Genomic DNA, 13,275 nt, shown 5'->3' with positions numbered 1-13,275 from the left:
CATCAGGGTTCAGGGGTGCCCTTTGTCTTTGGCAGGACAGGGCGGTGGGGCTTGGGTGCAAGCCCGTCGGCGACTGTAACCCCCTGATCGATGATCGATCAAAGGGTTGAGGGGCAAAACCTCTTGATCACGAGAAAATCGGCACGGGGTGCCTCGGTTCCAGGCACCGGGTGCCGCGTTTTCGCATGGTTTTCGCAGGTGGGGACACGTCTGAGCGAGCGGTCGCTCAGTGCTCGGTCCGGCTCAGGCGCGCGGTGCGCAGCCCAGTACGTGTGCCTTCACGATGTCGGCGATACGGGGATCCCGGCGCCGGAACGCCGCCACGAGCTCCTCGTGCTCCTCGGCGTAGGACTGCTGCACGGTGCCCAGCCAGCGGATCGACAGCGCGGTGAACACCTCGATGCCGAGGCCCTCCCAGGTGTGCAGCAGCACGGAGTTGCCGGCCGCGCGCACGAGTTCCCGGTGGAAGCCGACGGTGTGCCGGACCTGGCCCGTCCCGTCCGCGTTCCGGTCGGCGTCGTAGAGGGCGGCGACGTGCGGTTCCAAGGCCGAGCAGTCCCCCGCGAGCTGCTCCGCCGCGAGCTCCGCGGCGATGGCCTCCAGGCCGGCCCTCACCGGGTAGCTCTCCTCCAGGTCGGCGGCGGTCAGGTTGCGCACGCGTACGCCCTTGTTGGGGGCGGACTCGATGAGCCGCAGGGACTCCAGCTCGCGCAGGGCCTCCCTGACCGGGGTCTGGCTGACCTCCAGCTCGGTGGCGATACGCCGCTCCACGATCCGCTCGCCCGGCTTCCAGCGCCCGCTGACGATCCCTTCCACGATGTGCTCGCGGATCTGTTCGCGCAGCGAGTGGACGACGGGCGCGGTCATGAGGGCTCCTTAGGGAGGGCTTTGACGTTTAGACAATACGGCCGGTTCTCTCCGCGGGAGTGGCCTGTAAGGGCGCTTTCGTGCAGGTGAGACGAGGCGCACATGGGTTTGGGCGCGTTGGGGCTCGGTGCGTGTGGTCGTCGAGCGGCTGCCGGGTTGTCTGCGGCTTGTCGCGCCCACGCGGCGGAGCCGCACATCGATACAGCCCCGCGCCCCTGGGCACGCCGGTGCCCCGCCCGGAAAGTCCGGACGGGGCACCGTACAGCCGTACCTGCGATGCGGGCTAGAGGCCGAGCTCGACCTCGAACTCGCCCGCTTCCAGGATCGCCTTGACCGCCGTCAGGTAGCGGGCCGCGTCGGCGCCGTCGACCAGGCGGTGGTCGTAGGAGAGGGTCAGGTAGGTCATGTCGCGGACGCCGATGACCGTGCCCTCCTCGGTCTCGATGACGGCCGGACGCTTGACCGTGGCACCGATGCCGAGGATGGCGACCTGGCCCGGCGGCACGATGATCGTGTCGAAGAGCGCACCGCGCGAACCGGTGTTGGAGATGGTGAAGGTCGCGCCGGACAGCTCGTCGGGCGTGATCTTGTTGGCGCGGACCTTGCCGGCCAGCTCCGCCGTGGCCTTCGCGATACCGGCGATGTTGAGGTCGCCCGCGTGCTTGATGACCGGGGTCATCAGGCCCTTCTCGGAGTCCACCGCGATACCGACGCTCTCGGTGTCGAAGTAGGTGATCGTGCCCTCGGCCTCGTTGATCTTGGCGTTGATGACCGGGTGGGCCTTCAGCGCCTGGGCCGCCGCCTTGACGAAGAACGGCATCGGGGAGAGCTTGACGCCCTCACGCGCGGCGAAGGAGTCCTTCGCCTTGCCGCGGAGCTTCATCAGGCGGGTGACGTCGACCTCGACGACCGACGACAGCTGCGCCTGCTCGTGCAGCGCCTTGACCATGTTGTCGCCGATGACCTTGCGGATGCGCGGCATCTTGACGGTCTGGCCACGGAGGGGGGAGGCCTCCAGGGTCGGCGCCTTCTTCGCGGCCGGGGCAGCGGCGGCGGCCGGAGCCGGGGCGGCGGCCTTGGCGGCCTCGGCGGCGGCGATGACGTCCTGCTTGCGGATACGGCCGCCGACGCCGGTGCCCTTGACGGTGCCCAGGTCGACGCCGTTCTCGGCGGCGAGCTTGCGCACCAGCGGGGTCACGTAGGCGCCGTCGTCACCGGCCGGAGCGGCGGGCGCGGCGGGGGCCGGGGTGACCGGGGCGGGCGCCGGAGCGGGGGCGGACGGGACCGGCTCGGGAGCCGGGGTGGTCTGCTGCTGCGGGGCCGGAGTGGTGGGCGCCTGCGGGGCCGGGGCGGCCGGAGCGGGCGCCGGAGCCGCGGGGGCGGCCGGGGCCGGAGCCGGCGCGGCGGGGGCCTCGGCGGCGGGCGCCGGAGCCGGGGCGGACGGGGCCGGTGCAGCGGCCGGAGCCGCACCCGGGGCGCCGATGACGGCCAGCTTGGCGCCGACCTCGGCGGTCTCGTCCTCGCCGACGGTGATCTCGAGCAGCACACCGGAGGTGGGCGCCGGGATCTCGGTGTCGACCTTGTCCGTGGAGACCTCGAGCAGCGGCTCGTCGGCCTCGACGGAGTCGCCGACCGACTTCAGCCAGCGGGTGACGGTGCCTTCGGTGACGGACTCGCCGAGCGCGGGCAGGACCACGTCCGTGCCCTCGGCGGAGCCGCCGCCCGTGGCGGCCTCGGCGGTGGGAGCGGGGGCCGGAGCCGCCTGCTCGGTGGAGGGCTGGGCGGCCGGGGCCGGCTCGGGGGCCGGCGGGGCGACCTCCTCGGCGGCGGGGGCCGGAGCCGCTGCGGGGGCGCCCGTGCCGTCGTCGATCACGGCCAGCTCGGCGCCGACCTCGACGGTCTCGTCCTCGGCGACCTTGATGGACGCCAGGACACCGGCGGCGGGGGAGGGGATCTCGGTGTCGACCTTGTCGGTGGAGACCTCGAGCAACGGCTCGTCGGCCTCGACGCGCTCACCCTCGGCCTTCAGCCAGCGGGTGACAGTGCCCTCGGTGACGCTCTCGCCGAGCGCCGGAAGGGTTACGGAAACCGCCATGGTTTCGGTTGCTCCTTACGAATTGCGGAAGTCTGTGTCGTCGCTTCTTCGACCGAGGGGTCAGTCGTGCGCGTGCAGCGGCTTGCCCGCGAGGGCCAGGTGGGCCTCGCCGAGCGCCTCGTTCTGCGTGGGGTGGGCGTGGATGAGCTGGGCGACCTCGGCCGGCAGCGCCTCCCAGTTGTAGATCAGCTGGGCCTCGCCGACCTGCTCGCCCATGCGGTCGCCGACCATGTGGACGCCGACCACGGCGCCGTCCTTGACCTGGACGAGCTTGATCTCGCCCGCGGTGTTCAGGATCTTGCTCTTGCCGTTGCCCGCCAGGTTGTACTTCAGAGCGACGACCTTGTCCGCACCGTAGATCTCCTTGGCCTTGGCCTCGGTGATGCCCACGGAGGCGACCTCGGGGTGGCAGTACGTCACCCGCGGGACACCGTCGTAGTCGATCGGGACGGTCTTGAGACCGGCCAGACGCTCCGCCACCAGGATGCCCTCGGCGAAGCCGACGTGCGCGAGCTGGAGCGTCGGGACCAGGTCACCGACGGCGGAGATGGTCGGGACGTTGGTGCGCATGTATTCGTCGACCAGGACGTAGCCGCGGTCCATCGCGACGCCCTGCTCCTCGTAGCCGAGACCGGCGGAGACGGGCCCGCGGCCGACGGCGACGAGGAGGACCTCGGCCTCGAACTCCTTGCCGTCGGCGAGGGTGACCTTGACCCCGTCCTGGGTGTACTCGGCCTTCTGGAAGAAGGTGCCCAGGTTGAACTTGATGCCGCGCTTGCGGAACGCGCGCTCAAGAAGCTTGGAGGAGTTCTCGTCCTCGACCGGGACGAGGTGCTTGAGACCCTCGATGACGGTGACGTCCGCGCCGAAGGACTTCCACGCCGAGGCGAACTCGACGCCGATGACACCGCCGCCCAGGATGATCGCGGACTTCGGCACGCGGTCCAGGACGAGGGCGTGGTCCGAGGAGATGATGCGGTCGCCGTCGATCTCCAGGCCCGGCAGCGACTTCGGCACGGAGCCGGTCGCGAGCAGGATGTGACGGCCCTGGACGCGCTGGCCGTTCACGTCGACGGAGGTGGGGGAGGACAGCCGGCCCTCACCCTCGATGTAGGTCACCTTGCGGGAGGCGACGAGACCTTGGAGACCCTTGTACAGGCCGGAGATGACTCCGTCCTTGTACTTGTGGACCCCGGCGATGTCGATGCCCTCGAAGGTCGCCTTGACGCCGAACTGCGCGCTCTCGCGGGCCTGGTCGGCGATCTCGCCCGCGTGCAGCAGGGCCTTGGTGGGGATGCAACCCCGGTGCAGGCAGGTACCGCCGACCTTGTCCTTCTCGATCAGGGCGACGTCCAGGCCCAGCTGCGCCCCGCGCAGGGCCGCGGCGTAACCGCCACTACCACCGCCGAGGATCACTAGGTCGAAAACGGTGCTGGCGTCGTTCGCCACGTCACGTCCTCCATGCATGTGCGCCACGCCGGTCTCCACTGACCGGTCGGCGGCTGGTGTCCGGCCGCTCTTTGCTTTCGGCCCTTCGGTGGGGGCCCTGTCCTGCCGAGCCCCATCTTCGCACTTGTCGGAGGCGGACGAGACGCGGGGCCGGGGTGTGAGACACCCCACGTTCAGACGAGCACGCCCTCAGTGCAGCGACCCCCAGGGGCGCGGGGCTGTCGATGTGCGGCTCCGCCGCGCGGGCGCGACCGGTCTGCGCGCTGAGGGCAACGCCCCAGGGGCGCGGGGAACTGCGCGACCGGCCCCCATGGACCGCACCCGCCGTACGACGGATCGGCCCGAGTGGTCCGGCGCACAGAACCCCGCTCCCGAGAGAACTCAGCCCAGGTCGCCGGAGGCCGTCAGCTCAGCGAGCCGCACCAGCGTCCGCACGGCCGACCCCGTACCGCCCTTGGGCGTGTACCCGAAGGGACCGCCCTCGTTGAACGCGGGCCCCGCGATGTCCAGGTGCGCCCAGGTGATCCCCTCACCCACGAACTCCCGCAGGAAGAGCCCGGCGACGAGTCCGCCACCCATCCGCTCACCCATGTTCGCGATGTCGGCGGTGGGCGAGTCCATCCCCTTGCGCAGGTGCTCCGGCAGCGGCATCGGCCACGCCGGCTCACCCACCTCCTCCGCCGCCTCGTGGACCGCGGAGCGGAACGCGTCGTCGTTGGACATGATCCCGAACGTCCGGCTGCCCAGCGCGAGCACCATCGCCCCGGTCAGGGTCGCGACGTCGACGATCGCGTCCGGCTTCTCCGCGGAGGCGGCCCACAGCGCGTCGGCCAGCACGAGCCGGCCCTCGGCGTCGGTGTTGAGCACCTCCACCGTCTTGCCGCTGAACATGCGCAGCACGTCACCGGGGCGCACCGCGGAACCCGACGGCATGTTCTCGGCCAGCGCCAGCCAGCCGGTGACGTTGACCTCCAGGCCCAGGCGGGCGGCGGCGACGACCGCGGCGAACACGGCGGCCGCGCCGCTCATGTCGCACTTCATCGTCTCGTTGTGCCCGGCCGGCTTCAGCGAGATGCCGCCCGAGTCGTAGGTGATGCCCTTGCCGACGTAGGCCAGGTGCTTCTTCGCCTTGGAGTGCGTGTACGACAGCTTCACCAGGCGGGGAGTGGCGGCCGAGCCGCCGCCGACGCCGAGGATGCCGCCGTAGCCGCCCTTGGCGAGGGCCTTGTCGTCGAGCACCTGTACCTTGATGCCGTGCTCCTTGGCCGCGGTCTGCGCGATCGCGGCGAACGCCTCGGGGGTGAGGTCGTTCGGCGGGGTGTTGATCAGGTCGCGGGCGCGGTTGAGCTCCACGGCGACGGTGGTGGCGTGCTCGACGGCGGCCTTGTGCGCCTTGTCGCGGGGCTTGGCGCCGAGCAGGGCGACCTCGGCGAGCGGCGCCTTGCCGTTCTTGGCCTTGGCGTCCTTGCCGTTGTCCTTGTAGGTGTCGAAGGAGTACGCGCCGAGCAGCGCGCCCTCGGCGACCGCGCGGACGGCGGCCGCGTCCGCCAGCGGCAGGGCGAAGACGGCCTTCTTGGAGCCGTTGAGGTTGCGGGCGGCCACACCGGCCGCCTTGCGCAGTGCCTCGGTGTCGAAGGAGGAGTCCTTGTCGGGCACGGCGCCCAGCCCCACCGCCACCACGAGCGGCGTCTTGAAGCCGGCCGGGGCGGGCAGCTTCGTCACCTCGCCCTCGGCCCCGGAGGCGCCGAGGGTTTCCAGGACGGCGGCGAGCCGGCCGTCGTATCCCTTGTCCACGGCCTCTGCGCCGGGTGCGACGACGAGGTCCCCAGACTTGGGCGCGGTGCCCTTGGCGACGCCGACGACGATCGCGTCGGCGCGCAGGCCGGGCGCCGCGGCGGTGCTGAGAGTGAGAGCAGTCACGGTGGTGAAATCTCGCTTCCGATGTGAAGTTCAGGTGGTCGAAAGGTGTGGGTCGACCGGCCCCGACAGCCGACCCTAGAGCGGAGCCGGGGGTGCGGTTGAGGTCGGGGGCGCGCTCCGGCGCGGCGAACCGGTGCGGAAGACCCGGGACGAGCCTACGCGCGTACGGGCGTCAGCTCATTCCCGCGGGCTTCGTCCGTCGGAGATCATCCATGGGACAACATCGCGCCCCAGCCTGGAGAACGCCCCGGTGAAACGCCCGATCCTGCTCGTCGCCCTTCTACTGCTGCTCGCCGGCTGCGCCTCCACACCTGATGACGAGCAGGAAGGCCATGGCAGTTCAACGGACAGCGGCGAGCGCTGGCGGCCCGCCCCCGGCATCGACTGGCAGTGGCAGCTCAGCGGCCGCCTCGACACCTCCGTCGACGTGCCGGTCTACGACATCGACGGCTTCGACCACTCCGCGCGGACCGTCGCCGCCCTGCACGACGAGGGCCGCAAGGTCATCTGTTACCTCTCCACCGGCGCCCTGGAGGACTGGCGCCCGGACGCCGGGAAGTTCCCCAAGTCGGTGGTGGGCAAGGGCAACGGCTGGGAAGGCGAGCGCTGGCTCGACATCCGCCGCACCGACGTCCTGGAACCCCTGATGGCGGCCCGCCTCGACATGTGCCGCGCGAAGGGCTTCGACGCGGTCGAGCCGGACAACATGGACGGCTACGACAACACCACGGGCTTCCCCGTCGAAGCGGCCGACCAACTCCGCTACAACCGCCTGATCGCGCGCATGGCCCACGAACGAGGGATGTCCGTCGGACTGAAGAACGACCTCGACCAGATCCCCCAGCTCGTGGGCGACTTCGACTTCGCGGTCAACGAGCAGTGCGCCCAGTACCACGAATGCGCCACCCTGGAGCCGTTCGTGAAGGCCGGCAAGGCGGTCTTCCACGTCGAGTACGAACTCCCCACGGGCCGCTTCTGCGCCGACTCCCGCCGCCTGCGGCTGAGTTCGATGCTCAAGAAGTACGAACTGGGGGCATGGCGCCGGGCGTGCTGAGTCCGAGCCCCGTCACGGACGTCCCCGCCATGCGGTCGGCGAGGGAGCGCCGGCCGGGCGCCAGCACGGACAACCCGTTGAGGAGGAAGACCACCACGGCCACCGCCCACACCAGCACCGACAGCACGAGGTGGCCCTCCACCAACAGCACGCAGGCCACGGCGTACACGGCGATGTCGGCTGTGGTGGTCAGGGCGGCCCGCAGAGCCGCCCGGCGGCCCCGGCACGAGGAGACCCTCAGCCCGAGCAGGGCCTTGCCGACGGTGCGTCCGGCGAGGGCGAGGCACGCCCACTGGTAGAGGAACGTGGCGAGGACCAGCAGCCCGAAGGCCTCCTCCACGTACAGCACCGACGTGTTCCACAGGGACAGCCCCAACCGCTCCGAGGCGTCCAGCACGTCCCCGCGCGAGGTGAGCAGGTCGAAGCCGCTGCGGGTGGCGAGTTCCGGCACGTCCGTGACGAGCGCGGACAGCCGGTGGAAGGTGAACACGGCGAGCACCGAGGCCGCCGCGAGCACGAGTGCGAAGTCGATCGACCAGGCCATGGCACGGCGCGTTCTCGGCACAGACATCCCCCGCATCACGATCTGTTGTCCGTGTACGGCCGAGAGAGTAGCCGAGAGCTCAGTGGCCGAGTGCCACAACCACGAGAGCCGTCGTCGCCGCCGTCTCCGCCAGCCCCCCGAACACGTCGCCGGTGACCCCGCCGAAGCGGCGCGTGCAGTGCCGCAGCAGCAGTTCGGCGACGGCTGCCGCGACGACGACCGCGAGGGCGGCGCGGAGGATCTCGTACGGTCCGACGAGGGCGCCCGCGGCCGCGGCGAACCCGGTGACGGCGAGCGCGACGACCGCCGCGCCGGCGGTGGGCACCACCCCGGCGACCGCGGCCCCCAGCCCCTCGGGCCGGGCGGCCGGCACCCCGGCGCGGGCCGCCAGCGTCAGCGCCAGCCGGGCGGCGGACGCGGAGACGACGGCGGCGAGCGCACCCCGGCCCCAGGAGTCGCCGTAGGCCTCGGCCAGCGCGGCGACCTGGGCGAACAGCGCGAACACCAGGGTGATCACGCCGAACGGCCCGATGTCGGACTGCTTCATGATCCGCAGCGCGTCCTCGGCGGGCTTCCCGCTGCCCAGCCCGTCCGCGGTGTCGGCGAGCCCGTCGAGGTGCAGACCGCGGGTGAGCACGGCCGGTACGGCGGCGGAGGCGACGGCGGCGAGGAGGGGACCGGCACCCAGGACGAGCAGCAGCAGCCCGAGCGCGGCGGCGCACACGCCGACCACGAGTCCGGCCACCGGGGCGCACAGCATGCCGCCGCGCGCCGCCTCGCGGTCCCAGCGAGTCACCTTGACCGGCAGCACGGTCAGGGTGCCGAAGGCGAAGCGGAGGCCGTCCGGCCAGGGGGTGGTGGGTGAGGCGGGCACCGGCGCAGGTTACCGGGCGGTCGGAGGAGCGCCTCAGGGGGTCAGGGATAAAGTGCGCATATGGGAGATTGGTTGCAGCGCAACATCATCGAGCCGGGCAAACTGCCGCTCCTCCTCGCTCTCACCTCCTTGGTCCTGACCTTCGTCATCACCCGGGGCGTCACCCGCCTCATCCGGGCGGGCAAGGGCCCGTTCCGCAATGTCGAGTCGGCGGGTGGGGTGCACATCCACCACGTGGTCCCGGGGATCCTGCTCACCCTGATCGGCGGCTTCGGCGCGGTCGCCAGCAGCCGGTTCGGCTTCGGCTCCGCCCTGTGCGGGGTCCTGTTCGGCATCGGCGCCGGGCTCGTCCTCGACGAGTTCGCGCTGATCCTGCACCTCGACGACGTCTACTGGACCGAGGACGGCCGCAAGAGCGTCGAGGTCGTGGTGGTCACGGCGGCCCTGGTGGGCCTGCTCCTCCTCGGCTTCGCCCCGTTCGGGGTCAACAACCTCTCCGGCGAGGAGGCCCAGAACCGTGGCACCGCCCTCGGCACCATCGGGGTGAACTTCCTCTTCGCCCTCATCGCCCTCTTCAAGGGCAAGGCCCGCCTCGCGGTCTTCGGCGTGATCATCCCCTTCATCGCCCTGGTCGGCGCCATCCGCCTGGCCCGCCCCGGCTCCGCCTGGGCCCGCCGCTTCTACCGCAACCGCCCCCGCGCCCGGGCCAAGGCCGGGCTGCGCGCCTACCGGCACGACCGCCGCTGGTCCCGTCCCCGCCGGGCGTTCGAGGACTGGCTGGGCGGCAAACCCGACCCGGCGCAACTCCCGGACGGCCGCTGACGCCGCCGCCACACCGGGACCACGTACAGCGCCGGCACCCCCACGATCGCCGCCAGGTGCTCCTTTCCGGCCAGGTTCTCCTTCAGCAGGACCTCGACGACCATCGCCACGACCACCGCGCCCGCGGTGACGTACGCCCCGTAACGCAGACCCACGAACACCGCCAGACCCACCACCGCGGCCGACGGGCCGGTGTCGACGACGTGCGCGTCCGCGGCGGGCAGGCCCAACGGGGCGTCGGGCCCCAGAGAGATGCCCGTACGGGCGTACAAAGTGCCGGCGAGGGTGGCGGCGTACGCCACCACGAGGGTCCGCCACCGGCCCAGGCAGATCTCAGCGATCCCGAACACCAGCAGGATCTGCGCGAGCGCACCCCACACGGGCAGGTCCAGCGCCGGCACGAAGAGCGACAGCGGGGTGCGCAGCAGGGCGAGCCACAGGGGGTCCCCGGCGCGTACGGCCCCGATGTCCTGGACCGGCCCGTGCCCCCATGACTGGTTCTGCGTGACCTGCAGGGCCGCCGTCAGACACACCGCCCCCAGCGTCATCGGAACCGCCGCCCAGCGCCTGTCGAGCAGCGGCTCGCGCACGGCGGCGTAGAGGGGTCCCCACTCCGCGCGGGCCCAGCGGGCGAGCGTGCTCACCGGTGGGTCTCCAGGTGCCCGCGACGCAGCCGGCCCGGCAGCCCCGGCGCCTCCAGGAACCCCTCCGCGCGCGCCGACGCGAGACCGATGCGGGGCAGGTCCGCGCTCTTCTCGAAGAGCAGGAACCGCGGCTCCCAGATCGGCCGGTACTTGGCGTTGGCGCGGTAGAGCGACTCGATCTGCCACCACCGGGAGAAGAAGCTGAGCAGTGACCGCCACAGTCGCAGCACCGGCCCGGCACCGAGGCGCGCGCCCCGTTCGAAGACCGAGCGGAACATCGCGAAGTTCAGCGACACCTGCGTGACCCCGATCTCCCCGGCGCGCCGCAACAGTTCGATGACCATGAACTCCATCAGCCCGTTCTCGGAGTCCCGGTCGCGCCGCATGAGGTCCAGCGACAGCCCCTTCGGTCCCCACGGCACGAACGACAGCAGCGCCTTCACCTCGCCCTGGGCGTCCGCGCACTCCAGCATCACGCACCGCCCGTCCCCGGGGTCCCCGAGCCGCCCCAGCGCCATGCTGAAGCCACGCTCGGTGGCCCCGTCGCGCCAGCCGTCGGCGCGCCGCACCAGCCGGGCCATCTCGTCGGCCCGGATGTTTTCGTGGCGCCGTACGCGCACGGTGTACCCGGCCCGCCGCACCCGGTTGTACGCCTGGCGTACGGTGCGCATGGCGCGCCCGTCCAGGGTGAAGTCGGCGACCTCCACCACGGCCTCGTCCCCCAGCTCCAGCGCGCCGAGCCCGTGCCGCGCGTACACCGTCCCGGCCTCCTCGCTCGCCCCCATCACCGCCGGGATCCACCCGTGCGCGCGGGCCTCGGCGAGCCACGGCTCGATCGCCCCGGGCCACGCCTCCGGATCGCCGAGCGGATCCCCGGACGCCAGCGACACCCCGCCGACGACGCGGTAGGCGACGGCCGCCTTGCCGGTCGGGGACCAGACCACGCTCTTCTCCCGGCGCAGCGCGAAGTACCCGAGCGAGTCCCGCTCCCCGTGCCGTTCCAGCAGTTCCCGCAGCCGCTCCTCGTCGTCCCGGGTGAGCGGGTCGACGGCGCGCCGGGAGCGGAACGCGGCGTAGAGGACAGCGAGGACCAGGGCCGTACTGAGCACGTTGATGGCCACGTCCACCCAGTTCGGGGTGGTGATGGCGGGGGAGCGGAAGTCGGAGATGGAGACCAGCCGCAGCGTGCCGTAGCGCCAGCGTTCGGCGAAGGTGGACGCGGCCCGCGCCCGGTCGGTCGCCGTCACCAGCAGCGCGGCGAGCAGCGACGAGGCGAGCAGGCCGCCGACGGCGACGACGGCCGCGAGCTTCGGGTTGGCCCGGTCACCCTTGGCGTAGAACTCCCGCCGCCCGAGCACCAGCGCGCCCACGAAGGCGGTGGTCAGGCCGAAGGAGACCCAGTTCTGCGGATGGCGCCGGATCTCGGGGAACGCCATGGCGAACGCGAACAGCGCGAGGAACGCCCCGCCCAGCCCGAGGTTGAGGATCCACGCGGCACGCTTTCTGCGCCGCATGGTGATCGCCAGGAACGCCGTGAAGACCCCGGGGGCGAAGCCGGCGGTCAGCAGATACGGCGTGAACAGGTCCTCCTGGTTGTGCCGCCGCACGTCCTGCCCCAGGGACATCCACACCGCACTGAGGAAGTTGACGAACGCGACGAGACGCAGGTACCAGACGGCGAATCGGGCATATCCCATGAGATGGGATCATATGGGCCGACACTATACGCCTCGGCGCAACGCCGCCCGGCCCTGACGGTGTGGTCCGGCGGGCCGAACCGGCCGGACCGCTACTCCTCCTCTACTCCTCCTCCGGCTCCTCGGGCTCCTCCGCCTTCTCGTCTTCCGCGCCCTCCGGCTCCTCCGCCTTCTCCGGCCGCTCAGGGAGTTCCGCCGCCAGCGCCGCCGCGGCCTGGACCAGCGGGAGCGCCAGCAGGCCCCCGGCGCCCTCGCCCACCCGCACGCCGTGATCGAGCAGGGGCTCCAGCGCCATCCGGTCCAGCGCCTTCGCCTGCCCCGGCTCCCCGCTGTCGTGCGCGGCCAGCCACCAGTCCGGCGCCCGGAAGGCGATCCGCTGCCCCACCAGCGCACACGCGGCGGCCACCACCCCGTCCAGGATCACCGGCGTCTTCCGTACGGCGCTCTGCAGCAGGAACCCGGTCATCGCGGCGACATCGGCCCCGCCCACCGTCGCCAGCAGCTGCAACTGATCGCCGAGCACCGGCCGGGCCCGCCGCAGCGCGTCCCGGATCGCCGCGCACTTGCGCATCCAGGCCAGGTCGTCGATCGCGAGACCGCCCCGCCCGGTCACCACGGACGCGTCGGTCCCGCACAGCGCGGCGACCAGCACCCCCGCCACCGTGGTCCCGCCCACACTCACATCACCGAGCACGACCAGGTCCGTACCCGAGTCGGCCTCCTCGTCGGCCACCGCGACCCCGGCCCGGAAGGCCGCCTCGGCCTCCTCCAGGGTCAGCGCGTCCTCCAGGTCGACACGCCCACTGCCGCGCCGCACCCGATGCCGTACGACGTCCTCCGGCAGCGTCTGCGGGTCGCAGTCCAGGGCCATGTCCACGACCCGCACCGGCACCCCGAGCCGCCGCGCCAGCACGGACACGGGCCGACCGCCCCCCAGGACCTCCCGGACCAACTCCGCGGCGCTGCCCGCGGGCCGGGCGGAGACCCCCAGCTCGGCGATGCCGTGGTCGCCGGCGAACAGCACCACCCGAGGCCGTTCCACCGGCCGCACCGGGACGGAGCCCTGCGCCGCGGTCAGCCACTCACCCAGGTCGTCGAGGCGCCCCAGCGATCCGGGCGGCACGATCTGACGTTCCCGGCGCGCCTCGGCGTCACGGCGGACCCCTCCGTCGGGGCGTTCGATCAGATCGGTGAAGTCGTCGAGATTAAGCGAGCTCATTCGCCGAACAGTACCGGCACCGGTCGAACCGGACCGCGCCACATGGCCACCACACCCCCGTGACGTGATTGCACCTGAGGGGCCGATCCC

General features: G+C 72.1%; 11 protein-coding genes. 2 read left to right on the top strand and 9 right to left on the bottom strand.

Translation table 11 applies throughout. The annotated features are described in order from the left end of the window. Nucleotides 1-243: 243 nt before the first annotated feature. From IG99_RS02290 to IG99_RS02275, 4 genes are all read right to left on the bottom strand, one after another. The gene (locus IG99_RS02290) at nt 244-867 is read right to left on the bottom strand and encodes a GntR family transcriptional regulator (RefSeq protein WP_037669052.1); all 624 of its coding nucleotides are present in this window, start codon (nt 865-867) and stop codon (nt 244-246) included. A 283-nt stretch (nt 868-1,150) separates the two neighbouring features. After that, a complete protein-coding gene (gene sucB / locus IG99_RS02285; RefSeq protein WP_037669049.1) occupies nt 1,151-2,962 on the bottom strand; it encodes a 2-oxoglutarate dehydrogenase, E2 component, dihydrolipoamide succinyltransferase in 1,812 nt (603 codons plus the stop codon). Between the two features lie 60 nt (nt 2,963-3,022). After that, entirely contained in the window at nt 3,023-4,411 is a 1,389-nt protein-coding gene (gene lpdA, locus IG99_RS02280) for a dihydrolipoyl dehydrogenase (protein ID WP_037669046.1), read from the bottom strand. A gap of 381 nt (nt 4,412-4,792) precedes the next feature. Next, on the bottom strand, nt 4,793-6,331 hold the full coding sequence (locus IG99_RS02275) for a leucyl aminopeptidase (protein ID WP_037669044.1): 1,539 nt from the start codon (nt 6,329-6,331) through the stop codon (nt 4,793-4,795). Nucleotides 6,332-6,581: 250 nt separating this feature from the next. Here IG99_RS02275 and IG99_RS02270 point away from each other — a divergent pair, with 250 nt between their 5' ends. Continuing rightward, a complete protein-coding gene (locus IG99_RS02270) occupies nt 6,582-7,385 on the top strand; it encodes an endo alpha-1,4 polygalactosaminidase (protein ID WP_037669043.1) in 804 nt (267 codons plus the stop codon). Here IG99_RS02270 and IG99_RS02265 read toward each other — a convergent pair. Both IG99_RS02265 and IG99_RS02260 read right to left on the bottom strand, forming a co-directional pair. After that, nucleotides 7,345-7,956 (bottom strand): RDD family protein, encoded by a 612-nt coding sequence (locus IG99_RS02265; RefSeq protein ID WP_234311730.1) that lies wholly within the window; start codon nt 7,954-7,956, stop codon nt 7,345-7,347. The genes IG99_RS02270 and IG99_RS02265 overlap by 41 nt on opposite strands. Nucleotides 7,957-8,008: 52 nt before the next feature. Next, entirely contained in the window at nt 8,009-8,803 is a 795-nt protein-coding gene (locus IG99_RS02260; protein ID WP_037669038.1) for an adenosylcobinamide-GDP ribazoletransferase, read from the bottom strand. Nucleotides 8,804-8,863: 60 nt separating this feature from the next. On the opposite strand from IG99_RS02260, the gene IG99_RS02255 reads away from it, so the two are divergent. Beyond that, on the top strand, nt 8,864-9,625 hold the full coding sequence (locus tag IG99_RS02255) for a hypothetical protein (protein WP_037669036.1): 762 nt from the start codon (nt 8,864-8,866) through the stop codon (nt 9,623-9,625). Here the strand turns inward: IG99_RS02255 and IG99_RS48580 are convergent. The 3 genes from IG99_RS48580 to cobT form a co-directional block, all read right to left on the bottom strand. Further along, a complete protein-coding gene (locus IG99_RS48580) occupies nt 9,529-10,269 on the bottom strand; it encodes a hypothetical protein (protein ID WP_037669035.1) in 741 nt (246 codons plus the stop codon). The two genes, IG99_RS02255 and IG99_RS48580, sit on opposite strands and share 97 nt — an antisense overlap. Beyond that, nucleotides 10,266-11,966 carry a phosphatidylglycerol lysyltransferase domain-containing protein gene (locus IG99_RS02245; protein WP_037669032.1) on the bottom strand — a complete coding sequence of 567 codons (1,701 nt, stop codon included), beginning with the start codon at nt 11,964-11,966 and terminating at the stop codon, nt 10,266-10,268. Before IG99_RS02245 ends, IG99_RS48580 begins: the two co-directional genes overlap by 4 nt. A 103-nt stretch (nt 11,967-12,069) precedes the next feature. After that, the gene (gene cobT, locus IG99_RS02240; protein ID WP_037669029.1) at nt 12,070-13,185 is read right to left on the bottom strand and encodes a nicotinate-nucleotide--dimethylbenzimidazole phosphoribosyltransferase; all 1,116 of its coding nucleotides are present in this window, start codon (nt 13,183-13,185) and stop codon (nt 12,070-12,072) included. Nucleotides 13,186-13,275: the final 90 nt, after the last annotated feature.

The organism is Streptomyces griseus subsp. griseus, assembly GCF_000720255.1.
Lineage (GTDB): Bacteria > Actinomycetota > Actinomycetes > Streptomycetales > Streptomycetaceae > Streptomyces > Streptomyces griseus_I.
Note: the sequence above shows the minus strand (reverse complement) of the source record. Positions and strands in the feature narration are given on the sequence as shown.